Origin of the sequence: Alloyangia pacifica (genome assembly GCF_900116195.1) — a bacterium.
GTDB lineage: Bacteria > Pseudomonadota > Alphaproteobacteria > Rhodobacterales > Rhodobacteraceae > Salipiger > Salipiger pacificus.
Window position 1 is genome coordinate 1 of record NZ_FOZW01000002.1, and the last position, 24,990, is coordinate 24,990.

Here is a 24,990-nt window from a genome sequence, read left to right on the forward strand (position 1 = left end):
CGCGGCGGTTTTCGGCCTCGGCGGCATCGGGCTCAACGTCATCCAGGGCCTGCGCATGGCGGGGGCCGACATGATCATCGGCGTGGATCTCAACGACTCCAAGGCCGAGATGGCCAAGAAGTTCGGCATGACCCACTTCGTGAACCCCTCGAAGATCGAGGGCTCCGTCGTGCAGGAGATCGTCAACCTCACCAAGCGCGGCGCGGACCAGATCGGCGGCGTGGACTACACCTTCGACGCCACCGGCAACGTCAAGGTGATGCGCGACGCGCTGGAATGCTCGCACCGCGGCTGGGGCGTGTCGGTGATCATCGGCGTGGCGCCGGCGGGGGCCGAAATCAGCACCCGTCCGTTCCAGCTGGTCACCGGCCGGGTCTGGAAGGGCACGGCGTTTGGTGGCGCCAAGGGCCGCACCGATGTGCCGAAATTCGTCGACTGGTACATGGACGGCAAGATCGAGATCGACCCGATGATCACCCACAAGCTGAGCCTCGACGAGATCAACCACGGCTTCGATCTCATGCACGAGGGCAAGTCGATCCGCGCGGTGGTCGAGTTCTGAGCCGCCCCGGTTCCCGACCGACCTGAAATTTCTCCCGGCGGGCGCTTGGCTTGCCGGGAGTTCGACATGTCCTTCCTAGTCGGACATTCGGAGCCGAACGCTTTCTCCGGGCAATGGGACCATTCATGCATTGCTCTCATGAGTGCCTTCCACTCTGAGCGGATTATCCAGTCGGGCGGTCTCGCCTAGATACCGGGTCATGAAGCGGACAGGGCCGGTAAGGCGTCAGCGACATCTCGTCGGTCGCACCTGTCCGGGAACCCAGAACCGGAGTGACACAGATGATCCTCGAAGAAACGTTCACCCTGCCGAATGGTGTCGCCATGCCGAAACTCGGCCTCGGCACCTGGATGATCGAAGACGATGTCGTGGCCGACGCCGTGAAGGCGGCCATCGCGATGGGCTATCGCCACATCGACACCGCTCAGGCCTACGGCAACGAGCGCGGTGTCGGTTTGGGCATCCGCGAGAGCGGCGTGGCCCGTGACCAGCTGTTCCTGCAGACCAAGCTGGCGGCTGAGGTCAAGGACTACGAAGGCGCCAAGGCGGCCATCGACGGCTCGCTCGAGACCCTCGGGCTCGATTATATCGACCTGATGATCATCCACAGCCCGCAGCCCTGGGCAGAGTTCGGCGGCGAGGACCGCTGGTTCGATGGCAACCTTGCCGCATGGAAGGCGCTGGAAGAGGCCTACGAGGCCGGCAAGCTCCGCGCCATCGGCGTGTCGAACTTCAAGCAGGCCGACCTGCAGAACCTTCTGGACAGTGCCACTGTCAAGCCGATGATCAACCAGGTCCTCGCGCATATCAGCAACACCCCGTTTGAGCTGATCGACTTCTGCCAGCGGAACGGCGTGCTGGTTGAAGCCTATTCGCCCATTGCGCACGGCAAGATCCTCGACAACGCCGAGATCAAGGCGATGGCCGACACATACGGCGTCACCGTCCCGCAACTCTGCATCCGCTACGTGCTGCAACTGGGTCTCGCGGCGCTGCCGAAAACCGGCAACCCGGCGCACATGAAGAGCAACGCCGAGCTGGACTTCGTGATCTCGGACGCGGACATGGACGCCCTGAAGAGCGCCGAGGAGATCAAAGACTACGGCGACGCCAGCATGTTCCCGGTCTACGCCAAGAGCTGAGCTGCCAGACCGAGACGGGCACGGAGTGTCCCGAGAGACGCCGCGCAATTCGCGCGGCGTCTTTTTGTGCCGGGCGGCCCTCGAGGCTCAGGACCCTTTGTTTGCAGGGGCCATGATTCAACCTTCGGAACACGGCCGGTGACACGTCTGTCTGGGCTGAGCGAGGCGCAGGTTGCGCGACGGCAGGCCTGTTTTCCAGAAGCCCGGGGCAAGCCATTCGTCGCTGACTGGCGCGGGCGTTTCTGGACAGTCTGCCAAGCGGCAAATGGTTGCTCGGCAATGGGGGCCATGCCACTGATCGGTCCAGGGGCGCGCTCGAAGACAAGGGGGAAGTGCGCCTGCATCCCCGGCCGACCGCAACGCATGACGGACAAGCGGCGCAACCGCATCAAGATGATGTTTGGACCGCCAAAGGACTGGCGTCGCATCGCGACCAGATACGACCGCTGTCTCAGCGCCTTCCTCTCCGCCATCGCCCTCGCAGCGAGGGTCATCTGTTGCTATGAGGCCTGAGCCCAGAACGTGGGGCGCGGGCCCGGGGCGAGGGCGCCGAAGAGATCACCGCGGCCCAGGTTGATCGTTTCGCCGATGCTTCCGAGAAGGTTTCGGGACCGGTGGCGGTGGCAAGGGTATTGCTGCAAAAAGTGCGAGTTACGAAAGAAGAGCTGATCGGGCTCTCGCGCTATTTCGTCCCGCGGGAAGGTGGGCTGGACTTGCTCGCAGAACTGCGCAGCGAGAGCGTTTCGGCGAGGGTGGTTGCCAATTCACTGTCCACGACCGAGGTGCCTGCGCTGCATCACCTCTGGGCACCAGCGCGGCGCGCGCCACTCGCAGAGAAGGCACGGAGCTGGGATTTTGGCACGCTTCCCCTCGCGGAAGGTGCGACGGCGTCTGCTTCGTGTGCCCAGGCCCATGTCATTGCGCGCGAGAAGCGCTTTGTCGGCTCGTTCAACTGGCTCACGGCCGCGGCGGCTCAATTCCGAGGTGGTCCCGCTGATCTCGTGGCATCGGGTTTGACGGCGGGACTGGCCGGGGTGTTGAGGATCACCGGGCAGATGGAGAGCCGGCGCAGCACAGCCCGTTGCGCGCTCGGATTGAAAGCGGTCCTGATCCCGGGGTCGCACAAGACGATCCGTCGGTCGAGTTCACAGAGGAGGACCCGGAGCTCTGCCTTTGGCGCGACCGCAACGGGTGGCGACCGCAGTCGGCACCCGGAGCTTTTACCCCGAGTGCCGTTGCGGTCCCATTCAAGTCAGCGCGAGGGGCTGCATGAGCTCCGGACCACCGACGCGCCAGGTCCCCTATCGAAGTCCAGGCACCTTGTGCGAGCCGCTCAGCATGGGCCCGCTCACTGGTGGTCGCGGTCTTCTCGACGCAGGGATCAACGATAGATCAGGGTCGGCAGCCACATGGTGATGCCCGGCACGAAGGTCACCAGCAGCAGCACCAGCACCAGCGGGATCAGGAAGGGCGCCGTGCCCGAGAGCGCCCGCTCGAAGGGAATGTTGGCCACCCGGCTCAGCACGTAGAGCACCATGCCGACCGGCGGCGTCAGCAGCCCCAGCATCAGGTTCAGCACCATGATCACCCCGAAGTGCACCGGATCGACGCCGAGCTGTACCGCGACCGGCAGCAGCACCGGCACGAGGATGGTGATCGCCGCAACGGTCTCCATGAAGCAGCCGACGATCAGCAGCACGAGGTTGATCAGCAGCAGGATGACCACCGGGTTGTCCGATGCGCCGAGCAGCAGGTTTGCCGCCATCTCCGGCACCCGGTTCGACGTCAGGATCCAGGCGAAGATCGAGGCAGCGCCCACCACCAGCAGCACCACGGCGGTCGTCTCGATGGTGTCGTAGCTGACCCGGATCAGCCGGCGCAGTGTGAGCGTACGGTAGACCACGGCTCCGAGGAAGATCGCATAGGCACAGGCGGCCACGGCGGCCTCGGTCGGGGTGAAGGCCCCGGTGAGGATGCCGCCGACGATGATCACCGGGGTGAGCAGCGACAGGAAGGCGCGCTTGAAGCTGTGGGCGAGGATGCGGATCGCGAAGGGCTGGTCGCGCTTGAACCCATCTCGGCGGGCGAAATAGGCCACCATGAGCATCAGCGCCACGGCCATGACCAGTCCCGGGATGAAGCCCGCGGCAAAGAGCTGGCCGATCGAGGCGCTCGCCACCACCCCGTAGATCACCATCGGCAGGGAAGGGGGGATGATCGGACCGATGGTCGACGAGGCGGCGGTGATGCCGACGGCGAAATCGGTCTTGTAGCCGGCATCGCGCATGGCCTTGATCTCGATCGCACCGAGCCCGCCGGCGTCGGCCACCGCCGCGCCGGACATGCCGGCGAAGATCACCGAGGCGCCGACGTTCACATGGCCGAGCCCGCCGCGCATCCAGCCGACCAGTGCCAGAGCGAAGTTGAAGATGCGCTCGGTGATCCCGGCGGTGTTCATCAGGTTGCCGGCGAGGATGAAGAAGGGCACGGCGAGCAGCGGGAAGCTGTCGACGCCATTCACCATGCGGTGCGCCACCACCATCGGCGGGACGGTGCCCGACAGGATGAAGGCCAGCGAGGCCCCGGCCAGCGCGATGGCCACCGGCACGCCCACCAGGATGAGCACGAAGAGCAGCACGAAGAGAAGCGTGATTGTCATGTCCGGGTCCTAGTCGATGGCGCGGGGTTCATCCGCGAAGTCTTCGGGGTCGATGAGCCGGCTGGTGCCGCTGGTCAGGTGGCGGATGCCGTTGATCGCGGAATGGATCGCCATGCCCGCGAAGCACAGGGCGACGAACCAGTAGACGTAGGACTTCGGCACGTCGATCGAGACCATCATGCCGCCGGTGCGCGTGGCGAGCTGGCCCGAGAGCCAGGCGAGCGTGGCGAAGAAGCCGGTTGTGATGAGGTCGATGACGCTCTGCATCACCCGGCGCAGCGGGCGCGGTACCCAGCGGTAGAGGAACTCCACCGCGATGTGGCTGTGCTTGCGCGCCGCCATGACAGAGCCGGCGAAGGTGACGCCGATCAGCAGGTAGCGGGCGATCTCCTCGGTCCAGCCCAGCGAGTCGTTGAGCACGTAGCGGGTGAAGAATTGCAGGAAGACCACGAAGGCCAGCACCCAGAACAGGGCCAGCACCAGAAAGTCCTGCGGACGGATGTCGGAGAGGTCGATCTCCTCCGCGTCCTGATCCGAGATGTGGAGGCTCAGGTCCTCTTGGCCGGAGGTGTCCGGCTTGGTGTCGTCGTACATGGGGCGCCTCGCATGAGGATCGGTGAGCCGGGGCGGCAGAGGCCGCCGCCGGCACGTTGGTCGGGCTGGGGGCCCGTTACTGGCCGATGGCCTGCAGACGGTCGTAGGTCTCCTGGTCCCAGGTCGCCATGTCGCCGTTGTGCACCGCCTTCACCGCCTCGATGAACGGACCGCGATCCACCTCGTTGACCGTCACGCCTTCGTCGATGAACCACTGCGTGAGGTTGTTCTCGGCCTCGATCACCTGTTCGGTGGCGCAGGTGGCGGTATCATCCAGCACCTGTTCGAGCGCGGCCTGATCCTCTTCCGACAGGCTGGTCCAGGTCGGACCGCCGACGATGGTCAGCAGCGCGTCGGTGATATGGCCGGTGAGGTTGATGTTGGACTGCACCTCGTAGAACTTCTTGGCCTGGATGGTCGGCAGCGGGTTCTCCTGCGCGTCCACCGTGCCCTGCTGTAGCGCGAGGTAAACCTCGGCGAAGGCGATCGGCGTCGGATTGCCGCCGGTGGCCTTGGGGAACATCATGTAGAGCGGCGCGTTGGGCACGCGGATCTTCAGCCCTTCCATGTCCGCCGGCGCGAGGATCGGCTTGTTCGAAGTGACGTGGCGCTGGCCGTAGTAGGTCAGCGAGGTGACGTGGTTGCCGGTGGCATCGGCGTAGCCCTGGGTCAGCTCGTCGAAGAGGTCCGAGTTGCGATAGGCGTCCCAATGCGCGTAGTCGCGGAACATGAAGGGCGCACCGCCGATGGCGAGCGGTCCGTAATAGCGCCCGGCGAACAGCTGGCCGGTGTAGATGATGTCCACCGTACCGAGGCTCAGGCCCTCGTTGATGTCCGACTCCTTGCCCAGCGTCGAGGCCGGGAAGACCTCGATGCCGAGGCGGTTGTCGGTGGCCGACATCAGCGCGTCATTCGCCGACACGGCGCAGGTGTGATAGGGTTCGGCGGTCTCGTAGACATGCGCGAACTTGAGCACGCGCTCGGCCTGCGCCGAGGCCGGCAGGGCCGCTCCCAGCGCAACCGCCGCGGTGGTCAGCAATGCCAGTGTCTTGGTGATGCGGGTCATTTGGTTCTCCTCCCTAAATTCCCAAAAAGTTGGACTTTTCAGCTGCCCACCACCTCCAATGGCGGGATGCCTTTTTCTTGCGCGAAGCGCGTCAGCGCCTCGACGGCCGTCTGGTCGAGCGTCATGCCCTGCAGCGCCCGGCGCTTGCCTTCTGCCCACTCGCGGTCACCTGCCGCCATCACCTCGGCCCCCTGCGCGGCGCTCGAGCCCCGGATGGCGTTGCGATAGCGGCGAATGGTGTCGGTGAAGATCTCGAGCCCGGCAAAGGCCGCCGGGTCAAAGGCCATGACGAAGGCCCCGAGCCCGCGCGGGGTGGCCATGTCGTCGGAAATCATCCCGGGCAGCTCGAAGCTGAGCGGCGCCCCCGAAAGCGCGGTGCTGAGGATTTCCGAGATCCCCGCGAGCCCCGCGCCCTTGTAGCCGAATTCGCCACCGAGCGGCGCGAGCATCTCGGCCAGTTCGGGGTCTGTGACATTCTCGCCGAGCGCATTCGAGGCGGTGTCCGCAGGCAGCTCGATGCCGAGCGCGCGGGAAAGCTGCACCTTGTTGAAGGGGATCGCGCTGGTTGCCATGTCGAAGAGCCAGGGCTCTTCGTTCTCTCCGGCGGGGCCCGCCATCGAGATCGGGTTGGTGCCGTGGAACTTCTGGGCGCCGCCGTGCAAGCGCACGAAGCTGTCGGAATTGCAGAAACAGAACCCCAAGAGCCCCTCTTCGGCGATGGCGCGTGCATAGGCCCCCGCCGCACCGAAGTGAGAGCTGGCCCGGATCGCCACTGCGCCTGAGCCGCTGGCGCGTGCCAATGCCACGGCCTTGTCGACCGCCGCATAGGTGGCGCGCGCGCCATGCGCATCGTCGCCGTCGAGCAGTGCGGCGCCAGCGCTTTCGCGCAGGAAGCGCACCTCGGGCGCGGGGTTCAGCCGTCCCTTGGTGAAGCCCTCGAGGTAGTGCGGCAGCAGCCTGTAGCCATGGGTGTCGACCCCCAGCGAAGAGGCATGGCTGAGCGCACGGACCACCGCCGCCCGGGTCGGGGCATCGCAGCCCGCTGCCGCCATCGCGTCCTCGGCGAACCGCTCCATCTCGGCCTGCATCACGCGCGCGGGCGGTCGCGGCGCGGCGCTCGCAGCGCTCTCCTGCGCCAGGTAGTTCTGCGTGGTGTCACGGATGTGGCTGCGCATCAGCGTCTCGGCCGCCGCGATGTCCCCCTGGGCGACCAGCGCAGCGAGGTGCTGGTGCTCCGCGAGGGAGCGCTCGTTCAGCTCGTGTTCGCGGCTCAGCTTGTTGCGCAGCGCCTGGATACGGAAGGACAGCATGTGATGCGTCTTTTCCAGGTAGACGTTGCCACATTCGGCAAAGATCGCATGGTGAAAGACGTTGTCGAGCAGCTTGTAGCTACGCGCGTCGCGGGTGGCGAGTGCCTCGGTCATCTGCCCGGTGATCTCGCGCAGACGGGTGGCGAGTGGCAGGGCATTGCGGGCTATGGCGAGGCGCAGCGCCTCGGTCTCGAGCATCTCGCGCAGCTCGCCGAGGCTGCTGATGTCGTCCTGAGACATCTCGAAGACGCGCGGGCTGCGGTTCGGACGGGTGGTGATCATCCCCTCGCATTCGAGTTGCACCAGTGCCTCGCGCACGGGGATCTTCGACATGCCCAGGCTCGTGGCCAGCTCGGATTCACGCAGGGCAGAGCCCATTGGCAGGTCACCGGAGATGATCTGGTCCCGGATCGCATCGCGGGCCCGGTCGGACAGTTTGGGCGTGCCCTCACGCAAGGTCGCTGCATCCACGATCGTCCCTCCTCCACATGTCCGAACGGTATATGGTATACCAGCGATCGGTCAACTGTGATCTTAGGCTGTGGAGGCAAGGGTCCTGCGGAGTGTCCCTGTCTTCAGGTGAACGACCGCCAAGCTGTGGAACCTCTGAAGGTTGTGCACGCGCCGCGGGGTGTCCGGCGCCATCGTTCACGGCACATCTGAATTGATTTCGGAAAGGAAGGCTTCTGGCTCACCCTGGTCACCACGGAGCGGAGATGAGTCAGAAACCCGGCACACAGAAGCTATCCGCCGAGAAGGCCGTGACATACATCCGCTGGCGCACCCGCAAACAGCACTTGGCGGAGGATATGGTCCGCCAAGTGCTTGAGGGCCTTTGCGGCAGGAAGAGCGTCGGTCAGGCGTAGTCGGGCTCTGGCAGCTCCAGACGGATACCCACTTCCGCGCTCACCGCCATGATGTGATCGGCCGACCTGCGGATGTAGGCGCGGGCTTCGGCGTAGCGGTAGGACTGATTGGCGTAGCTCGGATAGCCGTAGTTGCGGCTCTCGTAAGTCTCCCAGTTCTCGATGGCACCGCGGGCGATGCGCTCCTCGTAGACATCAACCATCTGCATGTAGGCCTCGTATTCCTCGGCCGTCAGGTCCGGATGGACCGCACGCCAGACCGGGTCATTGATCTGGATGCATTGGCGCGGGTTGGCGGCGCGGGGCTTGTCGTCGCAGGAGGCTGCCATTTCGAGCGAGAGGTTCAGCTGCGGGTTCGCCTCGACGAGGATCGGCAGGATCGCCGCGAAGTCGACGATGCCCTCGCCGCAGGCGCGGCCCTGGAAGTCGAGGCCGCCGGGGGCGCGGGCGACATAGGCGTCCTTGATGTGGGTCTGCCGGACGTAGGGCGCGAGGCGCCGGGCCGCCCAGACCGGGTGCTCGCCGCGCTGCAACCCGTTGGCGGTGTCGAGCACGGCACCGGTCACATCGTCGCCCACCGCCTCGATCAGGCGCAGGATCTCGAAGGAGGTGATCTCGTCATGCGTCTCCATGTTCATATGCGAGCCATGGTCGCGCAGCGCGGGCGCGAGGCGATGCATGATCTTCTCCATCGCGGCAAGCTGATCGGCCCAGTCGATGTCGGTGCGGAAGCGGTCGTTGGCGAGGCGGCCGGGGAACTGGCCCTTGAAATTGCCGGGCGAGATCCAGAGCTCGTGCAACCCGATCTCGGCGGCGATCTCGATCATGCGGGTCAGGCCGGCGAGGATATCGCCATTGCCGGCGGCGCGCAGCTCGGGCGCCTCGGCGCTGCAGTAGGGGTTGATCTTGCCGAGGCCCGCTTCGAGGTAGAGCCCCATCGCGTCGGCCTTGGCGCGCAGCTCCTTCAGGAAGCCGCGGTCCAGCGTCGGGGACATGTCGAGCACGGTGGGAAAGAAGATCCCCGCGAGCCCCATCTCCTGCACGTGGTCGAGGCTGGCCATCGGGCCGCGCGTCGTGGCTTCCGGCAGTTTCTGCCAGTCGATGCCGAGTTTCATGGGGAAGTCCTTTCCGGTGGGGATCAGTTTCCGCGGCCCTTGGGCGCGAAGCGTTTCTCTAGGTAATGCTGGCCGATCTGCGCCACCGTGGTGATGCCGAGGTACCAGATGGAGGCCACGAACAGCAGTTCGATGACCAGGAAGTTGGCGGCGTAGATCTGCTGCGCCATGGTCAGCAGGTCGCGCATGCCGATGACCGAGACGATGGCGCTGGCCTTCAGCATGCCGATCGCCTGATTGCCGGTGGGCGGGATGACCAGCCGCACCGCCTGCGGCAGGATGATCGTGCGCATGATCTGCAGCGGCTTGAGGCCGAGCGCCTGCGCCGCCTCGCGTTGGCCCTTGTCGACAGCCTTGAGGCCCGCGCGGATGATCTCGGACATATTGGCGGCCTCGTGCAGCCCGAGGGCGAGGAAGCCCGCCACCGCCGGGGTCACCAGCAGGTTGATGTCATAGGGCCCGAGGCGGGGCACGAAGAGCGCGATATTGAACCACAGGAAGATCTGCACGATCAGCGGCACGCCGCGGAACCACCAGACGAAACCCGCCGCGATGGCGCGCAGCACGAGGTTCTCGCTGATCGCCATGGCCGCCACGACGCAGCCCACGACGATGCCGAAGATCATGGCGCCCACGGTCAGCTTCAGGGTCAGCACCACACCGCTGAGGATGCGCGGATCGAGCAGGTAGCCGGGGATCTCGGCCCAGAGGATGCTCTGGCTCTGGGCGACGACCCAGACCATGGCGCCGAGGATCAGCAGCGCCGTGCCGCCCGTGGCGATCTGCCCCCACCGGATCTTCAGTCGTGCGGGCGGTGCGCGAAAGTCGGTCTCGATGGAGGCCATGGTGTCTTACTCCGTTTCGACGGGCATGGAGGCGGCGTCATTGACCTTGACGGTCTCGACGGCGAGCGGGGCGAGGCCCCATTTCTCCATGATCTGCGCATAGCCGCCTGCGTCGACCATCTGCTGAAGCGCGGCGACGACGGTGTCGCGCAGCTCGGGGTTCTCCTTGTGGGTCAGCATGCCAAGGTAGCCGACCGCGAGGCGGATGTCGGGCAGTGCCTGAAGGCCCACGCCCTTGCCGACCTGTTTCTCGGTCGAATAGACGCTGGTGGCATAGCCGTTGACCGTGGCATCGGCGCGGCCGCTGCGGACGGCCTGAAGCACTTCGGGCATCTTCGGCAGCGACATGATGTTCATTGGTTCTGCGCAGCCTTCGGCGAAGGCGGTGACGAGGCGGTTCTGGAAGGTGCCCACGGGCACCGCGACGCGCTTGCCGCAGAGATCGTCCATCGAGGCGATGTTCAGCGGGTTGCCGTCAAGCACCATGATCGTCGTCGCGTCATACATGTAGTCGATCACGTCGACCTGCTTTTCCAGTTCGGGATCGTCGTTGATGCCCGAGATCGTCATGTCGAAGCGCCGGGACAGGATTGCCGGGACGATGCCCGCGCCTGCGCCGAGGTCGGTCATCTGCACCTCGACACCGAGGATCACGCCGAGGGAGGCGGCAATATCGGCGTCGATGCCGATGAGCTTGCCCGCGTCATCGTGAAAGCTGATCGGCGGGGTGAGGTCGGTGGCGACGCGCAGCACGCCCGCATCGCGGATCGTTTGCGGCAGGCCCGCAGCGAGATCAGGGTTGGCGGTGACGCCGGGCAGGGCGGTGATGTCATCCGACGCGTGCATGACCTCGGTCATGCCCTGCGCGAGGGCGGAGGTGGCGAGGGTGGCGGCGAGCGCCGGGCCGAGTGCCATCTTGACGAGTTTGTTCATGAGGAGGGTCCCTGTTGTCAGGCGCGCCGTTGCTCGGCGCTACACCCTCAAACTCACCTCACGACAAAACTTGCGCAAGTTCATTCGAAAGTTTTGGCGAACCGCAGCGTGGAAAATGTCGTGGAGCGCCGCGCGCGCGAGCAAAACGCAACTCAGAACGTCATGATGGCGCATTCTTGGGCGAAATGCGAACGCTAGGCGCGATTCGTCCCGGCCTCTGCCGGGCGCTGCGTCGGGATCAGGGCTTGCCGGTCATCCGCTCGAGGATGGCAAGGAACTCGTCCTTTTCGCCGTCGACACCTTCGAAGGCGATGTTGCCTTCCATGTCCTCGAGATGCACGGCCATGGCCGTGCGGGCTGCGTCATAGTCCCCGGCCTTCAGGTGATCGAGGATCAGCGCGTGATGGGAGGTGCCGCAGGTACAGTCATTGGCGCGTTCATAGAGAGCGTTGACCAGCGAGAGCCGGGTGATGACGTTTTCCAGCATCTCGAGCAGCACGTGATTGCCCGCGTATTCCGCCAGAATATGGTGAAAATCTCCAGCAATGCGCTTTTTCTCCGTGGCGTCACTGCCCGAGTGGACCTTTGTCTCATTCTCTATGGTGCGCGCGAGAACGTCGAATTCCTTCTTGTTCAGGCGGCCCGGCAGCGCGTCCATCACCGCCATTTCAAGCACGCGGCGGGAGGCGAGGAGGTTCTTCGCCTCGGCCGGGGTGGGGGTGGCCACGAAGGAGCCGTGGTTGCGCCGGCGCTCCGCGAGATGCTGCTGCGCCAGCATGGTCAGCGCGCCGCGCACCACCGTGCGGGAGGCGCCGAAATGCTTCGCCAGGATGTCTTCCTTCAGCTTGTCGCCGGGCTTCAGCGCGCCTTCGAAGATCGCCGCGCGCAAAGTTGCGCAAATCACCTCGGAGATGTCGTCAGATAGAATCATGCTGTCTTTCATTGGAAACGCTCCACAGGCCGGCCTCTCGGAATGACCGAGATTTAGCGGTCCGCGCAGCAAAGATACAGGGAATGCGTTCTCAGGGCGCCCGGAAAGGGCGCACCTTGAGTATATCTGCGCAAAAACTCCGCACAATAGTCGCGAACAAACTTTCGTACAAACTTACGCATTGATCTGCGAACATGATGTGACGCAACAGTCGAGTCATCACAGTTCGCAACCAGCGGAGCACCCGTATCATGGCCGACACCGGATTGCAGATCAGCAACGTGGATCACAGCTACGAGGACAAGCAAGTCCTCCACAACGTGAATTTCGACGTGCCCGACGGCAAGGTCGTTGCCCTGCTGGGGCCCTCGGGCTGTGGCAAGTCGACGATCCTGCGGGCCATCGCCGGGCTCATCACCCCCGACCGCGGCCGTATCTCGCTGCAGGGGCGTGACCTGACCAAAGTGCAGGTGCGCAACCGCAAGCTGGGGATGGTCTTTCAGAACTTCGCGCTCTTCTCGCATATGACGGTGGCCGAGAACGTCGCCTATGGCCTCGCCCATCTGCCGCGGCAGGAGCGCAGGGAGCGCGTTTCCCGGCTGCTCGAACTGGTCCGGCTGACCGCCTTTGCGAACCGCTTCCCGCCGAGCCTTTCGGGCGGCCAGCAGCAGCGCGTCGCCGTGGCCCGCGCCCTGGCGACCGATCCCTCGGCGCTGCTGATGGACGAGCCCTTCGGCGCGCTTGACCGCGCACTGCGCTCCGAGCTTCAGGCCGAACTGGTGCGCATGCAGGATGACGTGGGCATCACGACGGTCATGGTGACCCACGATCAGGAAGAGGCGCAGGCGGTTGCCGGCCAGCTCGTGGTGATGAACGAGGGCCGCGTCGAACAGGTCGGCTCGCCGGAAGAGATCTACGACCATCCCGCCAGCCTCTTCGTCAACGGCTTCATCGGCCACGCCAACCAACAGCACGCCACAGTGACCGGCGCGGGCCGCCTGAGGACCGCCGATGGTTCCGAGATCGCGATGAACCGGACGCTGAACTACCTCCCGGGCGCCGAGGTGATCGTGACTTCCCGTCCCGAGGACCTGAGCCTGTCGCTCACCGAGCAGCCCGGCGCCATCGCCGCGCGCTTCGATCGCGCCGTGGTGATGGGGCGCTTCCTCACCATCGACGCCAAGCTTCCCGACGGCACCGCGATCAAGGCGCAGGTCCTGCGCGACGGCGGCCCCCGTCCCGGAAAGGGAGATGCCATCTGGCTGATCCCGGACACCTCCCGCCTGCACGTCTTTCCCGGCAACAACCAGATCAACTGAAAAACCCAACGAGGAGACTGACATGACCATCAACCTGACCCGCCGCGCCTTCACCATGGCCGGCCTCTCGGCCCTTGCCACGCCGGCGCTGATCCGTCCCGCCTTTGCCTCCGGCGGCAAGGTCGTCGCCGCCACTTTCCCGGGCAGCTGGGAAGACGCCTACCGCTCGATCGTCGGCCCGATGGTCAAGGACGCGGGCTTTGATCTGACCGTCGCACCGTCGCTGGCGCAGGACCAGATCGCCCGCCTGATGGCCAGCCCCGGCCAGCCGCCCTATGACGCGCTGCTCGTCTCGCCGGGCCAGAGCGACATCCTGATCCAGGAAGGGCTGATCGAGAAGATCGACCCCACGCGCCTGAAGAACTGGGACAAGCTGAGCCCCGCCGCGCAGAACGAGTGGGGGCCCTATGTGACGATCGAGGTCAACGGCATCGCCTACAACCCCGAGGTGGTCGACAAGCCCGCGGGCTACAAGGCGCTCTTCGAGGACCCGCAGTACGAGGGCAATCTCGCGCTCATCGGCTTCGGCTCGAACACCGCGACCATGGCCTATACCGAGATCAACAAGGCCTACGGCGGCACCTATGACAACATGCAGCCGGTCTTCGACCTGCTCGAGGCCTACCTGCCGAAGATCGGCGCCATCGCGACCTCGGGCTCGAACCAGATGACCATGTACCAGCAGGGCGAGATCGCCGTGTTCATGGCCTCGACCGGCAACGTCGCCAAGCTGCGTGAACTGGGTATGCCCTGCGAGTTTGCCCATCCCGAAACCGGCTCGCCCTCGGTGCCCGTCGCGATCCACCTGGTGAAGGGTGCGTCCAACCCCGATGGCGTCTACGCCTATATGGATGCCGCCATCGACGCTGCCGCGCAGACCCAGCTGGCCGAGCCGCCGACCGCGATGATCCCGACCAACATGGATGTGCCGTATTCCGAGGTCGTCTCGCAGTTCGTCACCCCCGAACAGGTCGCCAACGCCGTCTACCCGGACTGGCAAGCGATCAACAAGCACCGCGCCGAGTGGACGGAAACCTTCGACCGCCTCGTCGTCCGCTGATCGGGAGAGCCGCGATGATCCGCAAAGAAACCTTACTGTCGTGGCCCATGATCGCCTTCATGGTGCTGTTCTTCATCTCGCCACTGCTGCTGCTCGCCGGCATCAGCCTGCGCGGGGCGGATGGAAGTTGGGGCCTTGGGAACTTCGCGGCCTTCCTTTCCGATCCCTTCGCGCGCGGCGTGCTTACCGGCACGCTGGCGCTTGGCGCGAAGGTGACCTGCTTCGTCTCGCTGGCGGCGCTGCCGCTGGTGATGCTCTATTGGCACGCGGGGAAACGTCTCCGCGGGCTGATCCTGATCTGCACGCTCTTGCCGATGCTGACCGCCAACGTGGTGCGCACCTTCGCCTGGGTGGTGCTGCTCGGGCGCAACGGGCCGATCAGCCAGACGCTGCTCGGGCTCGGCCTCACCGAGCGCCCGTTCTCGCTGCTCTTTTCCGAGACCGGGCTGATCATTGCGCTGGTGCAGATCGAACTGCCGCTGCTGCTGCTGCCGGTCTTCGCCGTACTCAACCGCGCCGACCGCAAGACGCTGGAGGCCGCTGAGGTGCTCGGGGCGGGGCGCTGGCGCGCCTGGTTCTCGGCGATCTTCCCGCAGATCATCCCCGCCGTGCTGGCGGGCTGGGTGCTGGTCTTTGCCTCCGCCACCACCTCCTACGTAACGCAGAGCGTCATCGGCGGCGCGCGGCTGATCTATCTTCCGCAATTCGTCTACCGCGAGGTCGGTGTACTCTTCCAATGGCCGATGGCCGCCGCGATCTCGATCCTTCTTCTGGCGTCCACCGGCGTCATCATGCTGGGCCTCACCATGCTCGCCCGTCACGAAAGGCTCCAAGGTCATGCTTGAGACACGTTCGAAGATCTCCACCGCCTTGTATTGGGCCTTCGTCTGGGGCTGCGGCCTCGCGATGCTGGCCTTCATGATCGGCCCGATCCTGCTGGCACTGCTGATGTCCTTCAACTCCGGCACGACGCTGCGCTTCCCGCCCGAGGGCTTCTCGCTGCGCTGGTACGAGATGCTGTTCGATCCGATCGCCTCCGAGCCGATCCACACCGCCGCGAAGAACTCGATCGAGGTGGCGCTCTCCACGGTCGCCGTGGTCACGCTGATCACCGCCCCCGCCGCCTGGGCGCTGGCGCGCGCACCGAAGCGCTTCGCCGGATCGGTCGAGCCGGTGCTGCTGGCACCGCTGGTGCTGCCCAGCCTTGTCTACGCGCTCGCCGCGCTGCTGGCTCTGAGCCTGCTCGGTCTCGGCCCCTCCTTCCTCGCGGTGCTGATCGGCCATGCGGCGGTCTTCGCACCGCTGATGTTCCGCACGGTGCTGGGCCTCGCGCAGCGCATGAACCCGGCGCTCGAGGAAGCCTCGGCCACGCTCGGCGCCAGCCGCGCCCGCACCTTCCTGCGTATCAGCCTGCCGGGCATCCTTCCCGGTATCCTCGCGGGCGCCTTCCTCGTCTTCATGCAGTCGCTCGACAACGTGTCGGTGACACTCTTCCTCGGCGATCCCGGCCGGACCATGCTGCCGCTGCGCCTCTTTGCCATGCTCGAGGAAAGCCTCGACGGACGGGTCGCTGCGGTTTCGGGCGTGCTGATCCTCGCCGCGGCCCTGCTGCTCGTTACCCTGCAACGCTTCGGTGGGCGAGATGCCCGCTGACCCCGAACTCCCTCACGGAAAGGACCATCCCATGAACGCGCACAGCTCCGGCGCCCGGCCGTCCATCGAAAGCCTGCTCGGCGATTTCGCCCCCGACTTCGATTTCACCCCCGCGATGCCGATCCCGCCGGAGGAATACGCCGAGCGGATGCGCAAGTTGAAGCGCGAGGCGGTTTCTGCCGGGCTCGACGCGGTGGTGGTGCATTGCGACAGCGTCGGCTGGTTCCATGCCGCGCATGCCTACCTGCGCTACCTCTGCGACTGGATGCGCGAGGGGGTGCTGATCGTGCCGATGGACGAGGACAAGGAGCCGGTGCTGCTGTCGTTCTTCACCCAGTCGGTGATCCTGCCGCCGGGTGGCGAGCCGGTGGGCGTGGACCGCATCCTGCAGATCGGTGCCGTGGGCCGCGAATACGCCGACATTCCCGGTGACTCGGGTGCCAAGACGATGCAGGCGCTGGTTGGTATCCTGGGTGAGCTGAAGGCCGACAATATCGGCTTCATCGGCGACAAGCGCTCGGCCGCATTCCGTGCCGCGCTGGTGGCCGAGATGCCCAAAGCGAAATTCTCCGACCAGCACGGCATCCTCGAGCGCATGCAGCGCAACCGCACGCCCGCCGAGATCGCCCAGTTCCGCACTGCGGCGCAGCTGATCAGCATCGCGACGCAGGCGGCCTATCATGTCGCCCGCCCCGGCGTGACCGACTACGAGATCTACGCCGCCTTCACCCTCGCTCAGATGGCCCGCGGCGGCGAGACCGGCGACGGCTACCAGATCGGCGCAAACGAATGGGGCACCCATTGCGGCAAGCCCTACGGCCACGTCATGCGCAAGGGCGATCTGGCGAACCTCTACGTGTCGAACGTCACCTACCAGGGCTACACCGCCCAGACCGCGCGCATGTTCGCCTTCGGCGAGCTGACCGATCGGCAGGAGCTGGTGCTGGACGCCTGCACTCGCGGCGTGAAGGCCGCCGAGAAGCTGATCCGCCCCGGCACGCTGATCCGCGACCTGAACAACGCCGCATTCGACAGCTACATCGAGGCCGGCCTGCTGAAAGACGCCGAGGCGCGCACCATGCCCTACAACTGGCGCACCGGCGACGATGGCGGCCCGCGCGAGATCCCGCGCCAATACGTCCCCGACGCCGACTACGAGGCGCAGGGCCGCAAGCTGATGCACGTCTACCCGGCAACCTTCGGGCCGCATAACCCCAACCTCGGCCATTCGGTCGGCATGGCGGGCGGGCAGAATGCCTTCAACATCTCCTCGCACAACTATGACAGGCTGGAAGAGGGCATGGTCTTTGTCCTGCACACGCAATGGCTTGAACCCATGTCCGCGGGCTGCAACATCGGCGACATGTACGTCGTGACCGCCGACGGTTTCGAGAACCTCTCGCGCCACACGCCCCTCGAGACCTACCGGGTGCCCGCATGAAGGATCATACCATGACCAGCCACGCTTTCGATTTCGCCGAGCTGACGCCGAAGCAGCGCTACAAGCTGCTGATCGGCACGGTGATCCCGCGCCCCATCGCGCTGATCACCACCCTGTCGGAGGACGGTACCCCCAACGCGGGCTCCTTCAGCTTCTTCAACATCCTCACCCATGATCCCGCGATCATGGCGGTGGGGATCGAGCACAAGCCCGACGGCACCCCCAAGGACACGGCGGCGAACATCCTCGCCACCGGTGAGTTCACCGTCCACATCTCGGACCATGCGCTGGTCGACCAGATGGAGATATGCTCGATCAAGTTCCCGGCGGATGTCGACGAGCTCGCCCTTGCGGGGCTCGAAACCGCAGCCGGCGAGACGGTGCGCAGCCCGCGCATCATCGCCGCGCCCGCGGCTTTCGAGTGCCACTTGGTGCAGACGGTCTCGGTCAGCCCCGCACGCACCATCGTGCTGGGCGAGGTCAAGCGCATGTTCGTGCGCGAGACGCTGGTGGATCCGGAAACCCATTACGTCGACCAGATCGGCATCGACGCCGTCGGGCGTCTCGGCGGGCATCTCTACGCGCGTCAGCTCGACCAGTTCGAACGGGTGACGCCGACGGTAGAGGAATTCATGGGTCTTTCGACGAAAGCGGGCTGAGCCCCATTTTGCAAACGCCAGGAACGATCTCTTGAATTGCCCGGCAGCGGCCGCCTCCATGGACAAGAAGACTGGATTGTGACCGCGCCGCTGGAGAGAGCAGATGAAGAGATGGAGCTCTGGTGCGGAACTCCAGGTCGCGGCGGCGAGACCGATGCGGGAACGCGGCGCAGGCATCTTCAGCGTAGCCAGGGTCTGTGGGACGGACAGCTTGTCCTGCGCCGAAGGATGCGGTCGCAAAACCCTGTGCTGTGCGCTGGGCGAAGGGCCGCTGCCGATCGCCTCTTTCTGGGACTGACCTCGTCAAAGCGCGCGGCACATGGCTGGATGCGCGCTTGTGGGTGGCGACGGCGCGGTGGAGTCTGTCCGGGCGAGGAAGTCGACGAACCTGCGGACCGGTGCCCGTCGTTCTGAACGGAAGACAACTCATGCTCAAGGCTACGCCCGGCGCCCACCTGCACCAGGAGATGGGCGCCCCCGGAGCAGCAGCGATCAACATTGGATCGTTGACGCACACGGCGGCGGTGAACCCGTTGAGCCGTGACATGCCGGTGTGCGCCTTCGGCGCATTCACTCAGGATTTACACGCCCTGTCTGATTGGGGTGCGGACTGTGGAGCGATCAGCGTGGCAATGACGTCGACGGGCCCCTGCGGGACCCGGGCGTTCGAATGCCCCGAGGCCCGAGCTTAGCAAGCCAAACCCAGGGTCCGCGGAGCCGGCAGCCGCCGCTGCCGAAAAGCCGCCGCCCAGAGAGGGCGACGGCTGGCCGGAAATCATCCTGTCTCAGGACGCAAGCAACCCGTGCGGATCGAGCACGAACTTCTTCGCCACGCCGCTATCGAAGCTCTTGTAGCCTTCGGCGGCCTGATCCAGAGGCATGATCGTCGCGTTGACGATGTCCGCGATCGGCAGACGGTCGTGCAGGATCGCCTGCATCAGCTGACGATTGTACTTCAGCACCGGGGTCTGACCCGTATGGAAGCTCTGGGCTTTGGCCCATCCCAGCCCGAAGCGCATCGAGAGGTTGCCCGACTTCGCGGCGTCGTCCACGGCACCGGGATCCTCGGTGACATAGAGTCCCGGAATGCCGATACCGCCCGCGACACGGGTGATCTCCATCATCTGGTTCAGCACGATGGCCGGCTGTTCGCCTCCCGAGTGGCCGCGCGCCTCGAAGCCGACCGCGTCGATCGCCGCGTCCACTTCTGGAGAGCCGGTGATCTCGGCGATCATTTCCGGCAGGTTGTCGCCCTTCGACAGGTCGACCGGGGTGAAGCCCACCTTGGCCGCGTGAACGAGGCGTTCCTTGTTGAAGTCGCCGATCATCACCACGGCCGCGCCGAGGATGCGCGCGGAGGCCGCCGCGGCGAGGCCCACCGGGCCGGCACCCGCGACATAGACGATGGAGCCGACGCCGACGCCGGCCTGCAACGCGCCGTGAAACCCTGTCGGAAGAATGTCCGACAGCATGGTCAGATCGCGGATCTTCGCCATGGCCTGGTCGCGGTCGGGGAACTTCAGCAGGTTGAAATCGGCGTAGGGCACGGTGACGTAGCGGGCCTGGCCGCCGATCCATCCACCCATGTCGACGTAGCCGTAGGCGCCGCCCGCACGCTCGGGATTCACCGTCAGGCAGACGCCGGTATCGCCCTCGCGGCAGCAGCGGCAGCGCCCGCAAGCCACGTTGAACGGTACCGAGACGATGTCGCCTACCGTCAGCATCTCGACGTCCGAGCCGATCTCGATCACCTCTCCGGTGATCTCGTGGCCCAGCACCAGGCCGGGTTGTGCCGTGGTTCGTCCGCGCACCATGTGCTGGTCGGAGCCGCAGATGTTGGTCGAAATGACCTTCAGGATGACCGCGTGCTCCAGCTTGCGCCCATCAGGGGCCTGAAGCTTCGGGTCGTCGATCTTCTGGACCTCGACGGCCCCCGGGCCGGTGTAAACCACTCCGATATTGCTCATGTGCGTCTCCTCCCTAGGTCTTGCACGGGTGGGGCGCCGTATCCCGGCCTGCGGTCGAACCCGGGCCCCACCGGCAAATGCATATCCAATGCACGCAGGGCCAGCTGCCGGGAAACGACATTGGCCCGAGCGCTTGCGACAGGGCGACCTCGGCGGCCAAGGTGGCGGCTAGAACTGGCGCGGTGCGGGTCAGGATCGCGCAGGCGGGGGGAGCGGCGATCCGGGCCGCGGGAAGACTCTGCCGGGGGAGGTGCGCGAACCCGGCGCCGCATTGTCGCGGAGACGGATGCGCGCGGCCCGCGGCCATGGCAAGGCGATCGCAGCGGTTCCGATCCACGTCCCGAAGGAATTGGGCGCAGGCCCCCCCCCCCTCGCAATCCTCCGGCCGTGGAGGGCCGTCAGACTTCTTCGCCGCCCGGACGCGACCGGCGCGAGTGGGAGCCGACCCGCGCCGTCGTTGCCATGTTTACTGGACATCGCGCTGCATCCGGCCTAGCCTCGTCCTACAGACAGGAGGCGGCCACATGCCATTTCGCATGGACCCACATCGCACCCGCGGACCTGTCCCCGCCCTGCGGATCCGTTCGCAGGGCTGACGGGACAGGCTAGCGCTCTCCCGGTCGGCCCGGGTCGTCCCGCAAGGGGACGGCCGCTTTGTACCCGACCGATAAGTGAGACTGCGATGTCCCTTCTGACCCTGAAATCCCTGTCCCTGACCCTTGGTGCTCCGCTCTTCGAGGGACTCGACCTGACCCTGAACCCCGGCGACAGGCTCGGGCTTGTTGCCGCGAACGGCCGTGGCAAATCCTCGTTGATGCGCCTGATCGCGGAGGGCGGTGCGCCGACCTCGGGCGAGATCGCCACGGCGCGCGGCCTGAAGGTGGCGCTGCTCGAACAGCAGGTGCCGGGCGCGCTGCTCGGCCAGAGCGTGCGCACCGCGGCCTGCGCGCGGCTCGATCCCGAGATGGTGGACTACGAAAGCTGGCGCGCCGAGATCGCGCTCGACGATCTGGGAGTGTCTGAAGAGCTGCGCGACCGCCCGCTCGGCGCTCTCTCCGGTGGCTGGCAGCGGCTGGTGCTGCTGGCGGGACTTGCCGTTACCGAGCCGGATCTGCTGCTGCTGGACGAGCCGACCAACCACCTCGATCTCGCGCGGATCGGCCAGCTGCAGGACTGGCTCGCCGCACTGCCCGCGCGCTGCGGGATCATCGTGACCAGCCACGACCGCGCCTTCCTCGACGCGGCGACCAACCGCACGCTGTTCTTGCGCCCCGGGGGGAGCCGTGATTTCGCCTTGCCCTATTCGCAGGCGCGTGCGGCGCTTGACGAGGCGGATGCGGCCGACGCCCGGCAGTTCGCGGGCGAGATGAAGCGCGCCAGACAGCTGCGTCAGCAGGCCGCGAAGCTGAAGAACGTCGGGGTGAACTCCGGCTCCGACCTGCTGACGGTCAAGAGCAAGCAGCTGCGCGAGCGGGCGGAGAAGCTGGAAGAGGCCGCGCGTCCGGCCCATGCCGAGCAGTCCGCCGGACGGATCCGACTGGACAGCAGCGACACCCACGCGCGGGCGCTGGTCTCCTTCGAGGCAGCGGATGTCGTGGCACCGGGCGGGCGGGTGCTCTACCGGATGCCGAAGATGTGGATCGCGCCCGGTGACCGGGTTGTGCTGCTTGGGCCGAACGGTGCGGGCAAGTCCCGGCTGATCGAGGCGGTGCGCGCGGCCTGTCGCGGCAATGCGGGCCCCATCCGCACCGCCGCAACGCTGAAGGCGGGGGAGATGGGGCAGGGACTGGATCAACTCGACGGCTTTTGCAGTCCGATGGAAGCGGTCACCCAGCTCTCAAGCGGCGGGGATGCGCGGGCGCGGGCGGCGCTGGCCGGGGCGGGGATCGGTATCGATCTGCAGACGCGACCTCTCGATGCGCTCTCGGGCGGTCAGCGTGCGCGGCTCGTGCTGCTGATGCTGCGGCTCACGAAGCCGACCCTCTTCCTCCTCGACGAGCCGACCAACCATCTCGACATCGAGGGGCAGGAGGCTCTGCAGGGCGAGTTGCTCTCGCAGGGGGCGGCCTGCCTGCTGGTGAGCCATGACCGGGCGTTCGTGCGCGCGGTGGCGACGCGGGTCTGGTCGATCGAGGCGGGAAGACTGGTCGAGCGCGACGATCCGGAGCCGGTGCTTGAGCGGCTGATGGCAGGGTAGGCCGCTGGGTGGTGGCGGGCCCGGTCTGGATTTTCGCCAGTCTGCGGGGGATGGCAAGTGCGTGTAGCCCGCGCGCTTCGGCGCAGCGCATCTGCTGCCTGTCCACGGCTCGAACGGCGCGGACCGGCGGAGGCAGGGTCAGGAAACGCGCTGCCGTCGAGCCCGGTTCCGACACGCATTCGGCACCGCGGGAACGGGCGCCTTTTTGCTGGGTCCTGCCGTTTTGCTAGGCGGCAATCGGCGCTTTTGCCTGCAGGTCCGACTTTTCGTGGATCCTCGGGCGAACCCGCCTCCGCTGCACCGGGTTGGCGTCTCAGGAGGACTAGATCCATGAAAAAGTACCTGTATATCACCGCCATCACTCTGCCTTTCGTCACCGGGCCCGTCTGGGGACAGGAAGCCACCATGTCGCCGACCGACGAGGCTCCCGCCGAGCAGATGGAAGGCCAAGCGCCGGAAGCTGGCGCTGACATGAATGCGCAAGCACCGGGCGCTGACACTTCGGCGCCGGGCTCGACCGACACTGCGCCCGCCGAAGGCATGGCGGGAGAGACGCAAATGGACGCGGCTCCGGCCGATGGAATGCAGGCCGAGACGTCCGATGGCGATGCCGCCGCGCCGACATCGGACGCCGTGGTGCCGCAGCAAGACAGCGCCGAGATGCTGGGTGACTGGCTGCTCAGCACCTCGGTCACATCGCCTGATGGCGAGACCATCGGCAGCATCAAGGATTTCATCATCACCGGGGAGGGGCAGATCACTGCCGTCATTCTGGGTGTCGGCGGGTTCCTTGGCATGGGCGAGAAGGACATCGCGGTCGACTATGATGAGCTGGACATTCAGTACGACGGCAACGCCATTCAGCTCGAGATGACGCGGGATGAGGCGGACGCGGCTCCCGAGTACCAGTACCGGGACAAGCAGACCCCGCCGCCGGCTACCGGGGACGCGATGGGCGCGACCGGGACCGATATGAACAGCGGTACCGGGATGACCGGCGGCGAGGCCGGGACCGCCGGGACCGAGCTGACCGAATAACGACATCTGCTCACAGCTCTGGCCATTTGCGCCCGGCAGGCTCGCCTGCCGGGCGCGTCGTTCTGGGAGTCTCGCGGGTCAGCGAAATCGCGCTCCGGGCCCGGTGACTGCGGCCCGGAGGAGACCGATCTCCAGGGTTTCGGGCGCGGGAGTTGAAATCTGCCCCCCTGTTGATGTTATCATGCGGGCCTCGCGCACGCCGGATGCCAGGCCCGACGCGACACCCGTCCTGTTGAACAACTCCGATGGAGGCCCGTTATCGACGCTCATCTGCTCGCCGCCCTGATCCTGTCTCCCTTCGTTATGGCCTTCTGCTACGCAGCTGTGCACGAATACCTGAGGTACAAGGCGGAGGGCAGCGCGACCTATGGCCTGGTGTTCGACGAGGAGACGGGAACGTCCTATGTGACGGGTATCGGCGACGAGGCAGAGGCCTTCGATCCCGGGGAATTCAATCCCGATGACTACAACGATCCGGAGACAAACAAGTGGGATCGTGAGGCAAGGTTCTGACACCGGCCTCCCGGCGCCGGGCTCAAAGGAGCCGAGGGGGCTCTGACGGGCCGGGCTTGGCGGAGGGAAGGATGCGCAGCAGCAAGGTCATTCACGTCGTCTCATGCCATGCGGAGGGGGAGGTCGGTGATGTCATCGTGGGCGGGGTCGCGCCGCCGCCGGGCGAGACGCTCTGGGAGCAACGCCGCTGGATCGCCAAGGACCAGACCCTGCGGAACTTCGTGCTGAACGAGCCGCGCGGCGGCGTCTTTCGCCACGTGAACCTGCTGGTGCCGCCCAAGCTCCCCGAGGCGCAGGCCGCCTGGATCATCATGGAGCCCGAGGACACGCCGCCGATGTCGGGCTCGAACTCGATCTGCGTGGCAACAGTGCTGCTCGACAGCGGGCTGATCCCGATGCAGGAGCCGGTGACTGAGCTGGTGCTGGAGGCCCCCGGCGGGCTTGTGCGGGTCCGCGCCGACTGCGCCAACGGCAAGGCCGAGCGCATCCATGTCGAGAACCTGCCGTCCTTCGCCAGCCGCCTCGATGTACCTCTGGACGTGCCGGGGCTGGGCGAAATCCGCATCGACACCGCCTTTGGCGGCGACAGCTTCGTGGTGGTCGATCCCGCGGCGCTGGGGGTCGCGCTGGTGGCCGACAAGGCGCGGGAGATCGCCGAGCTGGGCATCCGGATCACCAATGCCGCCAACGCGCAATACCGCTTCGAGCATCCCGAAAAGCCCGACTGGGCGCACCACTCCTTCTGCCTCTTTGCCGGCAAGGTCCGGCGTGAGGGCAATGAGCTGCGGGCGCAGTCCGTGGTTGCAATCCAGCCCGGCAAGCTCGACCGCTCGCCCACCGGCACGGCGGTTTCAGCGCGCATGGCTCTGCTGCAGGCGCGGGGCGAGATGGGGAGGGAGGACCGGCTGACCTGCGAGTCGATCATCGGGTCGGAGTTCACTGGGCGGATTCTCGGCACCACGAAGGTCGGCGCGCTCGACGCGATCCGACCTGAGATCAGCGGCCGCGCCTGGATCACCGGCACGCATCAGCACATGCTCGATCCGGGCGATCCCTGGCCGGGCGGCTACCGGCTCGCTGATACCTGGCCGAAGCTCTTCTGAGAGGAACGCCCCGCCGG

21 protein-coding genes and 1 pseudogene are annotated in these 24,990 nt (G+C 66.1%); 13 read left to right on the forward strand and 9 right to left on the reverse strand.

The annotated features are described in order from the left end of the window. From BM397_RS04410 to BM397_RS29605, 3 genes and pseudogenes are all read left to right on the forward strand, one after another. The coding region (locus tag BM397_RS04410; protein WP_143187054.1) for a zinc-binding dehydrogenase at window positions 1–562 on the forward strand (562 nt) is incomplete at its 5' end. 281 nt (window positions 563–843) lie between these two features. Next, on the forward strand, window positions 844–1,704 hold the full coding sequence (locus tag BM397_RS04415) for an aldo/keto reductase (RefSeq protein ID WP_092418977.1): 861 nt from the start codon (window positions 844–846) through the stop codon (window positions 1,702–1,704). Between the two features lie 230 nt (window positions 1,705–1,934). Then, window positions 1,935–2,217, forward strand: a pseudogene (locus BM397_RS29605) (IS5/IS1182 family transposase); the annotation flags it as partial. 868 nt (window positions 2,218–3,085) lie between these two features. Here BM397_RS29605 and BM397_RS04420 read toward each other — a convergent pair. The 8 genes from BM397_RS04420 to BM397_RS04455 all read right to left on the reverse strand — a co-directional run bounded on the left by BM397_RS04420 (window position 3,086) and on the right by BM397_RS04455 (window position 12,035). Continuing rightward, window positions 3,086–4,363, reverse strand: a complete 1,278-nt coding sequence (locus tag BM397_RS04420) for a TRAP transporter large permease (RefSeq protein WP_092418979.1) — start codon at window positions 4,361–4,363, stop codon at window positions 3,086–3,088. Between the two features lie 9 nt (window positions 4,364–4,372). Continuing rightward, window positions 4,373–4,957: a TRAP transporter small permease gene (locus BM397_RS04425; RefSeq protein ID WP_092418985.1), complete on the reverse strand. Its 585-nt coding sequence runs from the start codon at window positions 4,955–4,957 to the stop codon at window positions 4,373–4,375. A gap of 76 nt (window positions 4,958–5,033) precedes the next feature. Then, window positions 5,034–6,023 carry a sialic acid TRAP transporter substrate-binding protein SiaP gene (locus BM397_RS04430; protein ID WP_092418987.1) on the reverse strand — a complete coding sequence of 330 codons (990 nt, stop codon included), beginning with the start codon at window positions 6,021–6,023 and terminating at the stop codon, window positions 5,034–5,036. Window positions 6,024–6,061: 38 nt separating this feature from the next. Further along, window positions 6,062–7,804: an Ldh family oxidoreductase gene (locus tag BM397_RS04435; RefSeq protein WP_245695922.1), complete on the reverse strand. Its 1,743-nt coding sequence runs from the start codon at window positions 7,802–7,804 to the stop codon at window positions 6,062–6,064. Window positions 7,805–8,189: 385 nt separating this feature from the next. Then, a complete protein-coding gene (locus BM397_RS04440; protein ID WP_092418989.1) occupies window positions 8,190–9,314 on the reverse strand; it encodes a sugar phosphate isomerase/epimerase family protein in 1,125 nt (374 codons plus the stop codon). Between the two features lie 23 nt (window positions 9,315–9,337). After that, window positions 9,338–10,159, reverse strand: coding sequence for an amino acid ABC transporter permease (locus BM397_RS04445; RefSeq protein ID WP_092418991.1), 822 nt, complete (start codon window positions 10,157–10,159; stop codon window positions 9,338–9,340). A 6-nt stretch (window positions 10,160–10,165) separates the two neighbouring features. Next, entirely contained in the window at window positions 10,166–11,092 is a 927-nt protein-coding gene (locus BM397_RS04450) for an ABC transporter substrate-binding protein (protein ID WP_092418993.1), read from the reverse strand. 238 nt (window positions 11,093–11,330) lie between these two features. After that, complete coding sequence (locus BM397_RS04455) at window positions 11,331–12,035, reverse strand: GntR family transcriptional regulator (protein ID WP_092418995.1); 705 nt, start codon at window positions 12,033–12,035, stop codon at window positions 11,331–11,333. A 239-nt stretch (window positions 12,036–12,274) separates the two neighbouring features. Here BM397_RS04455 and BM397_RS04460 point away from each other — a divergent pair, with 239 nt between their 5' ends. Genes BM397_RS04460 through BM397_RS04485 form a run of 6 tightly spaced genes read left to right on the forward strand, consistent with a single transcriptional unit; the run spans window position 12,275 to window position 18,155 of the window. After that, complete coding sequence (locus tag BM397_RS04460) at window positions 12,275–13,342, forward strand: ABC transporter ATP-binding protein (RefSeq protein ID WP_092418997.1); 1,068 nt, start codon at window positions 12,275–12,277, stop codon at window positions 13,340–13,342. Window positions 13,343–13,364: 22 nt separating this feature from the next. Next, a complete protein-coding gene (locus BM397_RS04465) occupies window positions 13,365–14,402 on the forward strand; it encodes an ABC transporter substrate-binding protein (protein WP_092418999.1) in 1,038 nt (345 codons plus the stop codon). A gap of 14 nt (window positions 14,403–14,416) precedes the next feature. Further along, window positions 14,417–15,247: an ABC transporter permease gene (locus BM397_RS04470; protein WP_092419001.1), complete on the forward strand. Its 831-nt coding sequence runs from the start codon at window positions 14,417–14,419 to the stop codon at window positions 15,245–15,247. Further along, window positions 15,240–16,055 (forward strand): ABC transporter permease, encoded by an 816-nt coding sequence (locus tag BM397_RS04475; RefSeq protein WP_092419003.1) that lies wholly within the window; start codon window positions 15,240–15,242, stop codon window positions 16,053–16,055. Before BM397_RS04470 ends, BM397_RS04475 begins: the two co-directional genes overlap by 8 nt. A gap of 31 nt (window positions 16,056–16,086) precedes the next feature. Continuing rightward, window positions 16,087–17,496 (forward strand): M24 family metallopeptidase, encoded by a 1,410-nt coding sequence (locus tag BM397_RS04480; protein WP_092419005.1) that lies wholly within the window; start codon window positions 16,087–16,089, stop codon window positions 17,494–17,496. Window positions 17,497–17,507: 11 nt separating this feature from the next. Next, entirely contained in the window at window positions 17,508–18,155 is a 648-nt protein-coding gene (locus BM397_RS04485) for a flavin reductase family protein (RefSeq protein WP_218124831.1), read from the forward strand. A gap of 785 nt (window positions 18,156–18,940) precedes the next feature. On the opposite strand, the gene fdhA is transcribed toward BM397_RS04485, so the two are convergent. Further along, window positions 18,941–20,122, reverse strand: a complete 1,182-nt coding sequence (gene fdhA / locus BM397_RS04495) for a formaldehyde dehydrogenase, glutathione-independent (RefSeq protein WP_092419011.1) — start codon at window positions 20,120–20,122, stop codon at window positions 18,941–18,943. Between the two features lie 682 nt (window positions 20,123–20,804). Here fdhA and BM397_RS04500 point away from each other — a divergent pair. From BM397_RS04500 to BM397_RS04515, 4 genes are all read left to right on the forward strand, one after another. Then, entirely contained in the window at window positions 20,805–22,319 is a 1,515-nt protein-coding gene (locus BM397_RS04500) for an ABC-F family ATP-binding cassette domain-containing protein (protein ID WP_092419013.1), read from the forward strand. A 330-nt stretch (window positions 22,320–22,649) separates the two neighbouring features. Beyond that, entirely contained in the window at window positions 22,650–23,357 is a 708-nt protein-coding gene (locus BM397_RS04505) for a PRC-barrel domain-containing protein (RefSeq protein ID WP_092419015.1), read from the forward strand. A 303-nt stretch (window positions 23,358–23,660) separates the two neighbouring features. Next, window positions 23,661–23,870 (forward strand): hypothetical protein, encoded by a 210-nt coding sequence (locus BM397_RS04510; protein WP_342707593.1) that lies wholly within the window; start codon window positions 23,661–23,663, stop codon window positions 23,868–23,870. 71 nt (window positions 23,871–23,941) lie between these two features. Continuing rightward, on the forward strand, window positions 23,942–24,973 hold the full coding sequence (locus tag BM397_RS04515; protein WP_092419019.1) for a trans-3-hydroxy-L-proline dehydratase: 1,032 nt from the start codon (window positions 23,942–23,944) through the stop codon (window positions 24,971–24,973). The last annotated feature ends 17 nt before the right edge of the window (window positions 24,974–24,990 follow it).

Coding starts and splice junctions, on each gene's coding strand:
- BM397_RS04510 (WP_342707593.1), top strand. CDS start 23,661: ATGGCCTTCTGCTACGCAGCTGTGCACGAATACCTGAGGTACAAGGCG.
- BM397_RS04455 (WP_092418995.1), bottom strand. CDS start 12,035: ATGAAAGACAGCATGATTCTATCTGACGACATCTCCGAGGTGATTTGC.
- BM397_RS04465 (WP_092418999.1), top strand. CDS start 13,365: ATGACCATCAACCTGACCCGCCGCGCCTTCACCATGGCCGGCCTCTCG.
- BM397_RS04445 (WP_092418991.1), bottom strand. CDS start 10,159: ATGGCCTCCATCGAGACCGACTTTCGCGCACCGCCCGCACGACTGAAG.
- BM397_RS04480 (WP_092419005.1), top strand. CDS start 16,087: ATGAACGCGCACAGCTCCGGCGCCCGGCCGTCCATCGAAAGCCTGCTC.
- BM397_RS04460 (WP_092418997.1), top strand. CDS start 12,275: ATGGCCGACACCGGATTGCAGATCAGCAACGTGGATCACAGCTACGAG.
- BM397_RS04500 (WP_092419013.1), top strand. CDS start 20,805: ATGTCCCTTCTGACCCTGAAATCCCTGTCCCTGACCCTTGGTGCTCCG.
- BM397_RS04485 (WP_218124831.1), top strand. CDS start 17,508: ATGACCAGCCACGCTTTCGATTTCGCCGAGCTGACGCCGAAGCAGCGC.
- BM397_RS04475 (WP_092419003.1), top strand. CDS start 15,240: ATGCTTGAGACACGTTCGAAGATCTCCACCGCCTTGTATTGGGCCTTC.
- BM397_RS04515 (WP_092419019.1), top strand. CDS start 23,942: ATGCGCAGCAGCAAGGTCATTCACGTCGTCTCATGCCATGCGGAGGGG.
- BM397_RS04470 (WP_092419001.1), top strand. CDS start 14,417: ATGATCCGCAAAGAAACCTTACTGTCGTGGCCCATGATCGCCTTCATG.
- BM397_RS04430 (WP_092418987.1), bottom strand. CDS start 6,023: ATGACCCGCATCACCAAGACACTGGCATTGCTGACCACCGCGGCGGTT.
- BM397_RS04450 (WP_092418993.1), bottom strand. CDS start 11,092: ATGAACAAACTCGTCAAGATGGCACTCGGCCCGGCGCTCGCCGCCACC.
- fdhA (WP_092419011.1), bottom strand. CDS start 20,122: ATGAGCAATATCGGAGTGGTTTACACCGGCCCGGGGGCCGTCGAGGTC.
- BM397_RS04425 (WP_092418985.1), bottom strand. CDS start 4,957: ATGTACGACGACACCAAGCCGGACACCTCCGGCCAAGAGGACCTGAGC.
- BM397_RS04415 (WP_092418977.1), top strand. CDS start 844: ATGATCCTCGAAGAAACGTTCACCCTGCCGAATGGTGTCGCCATGCCG.
- BM397_RS04440 (WP_092418989.1), bottom strand. CDS start 9,314: ATGAAACTCGGCATCGACTGGCAGAAACTGCCGGAAGCCACGACGCGC.
- BM397_RS04420 (WP_092418979.1), bottom strand. CDS start 4,363: ATGACAATCACGCTTCTCTTCGTGCTGCTCTTCGTGCTCATCCTGGTG.
- BM397_RS04505 (WP_092419015.1), top strand. CDS start 22,650: ATGAAAAAGTACCTGTATATCACCGCCATCACTCTGCCTTTCGTCACC.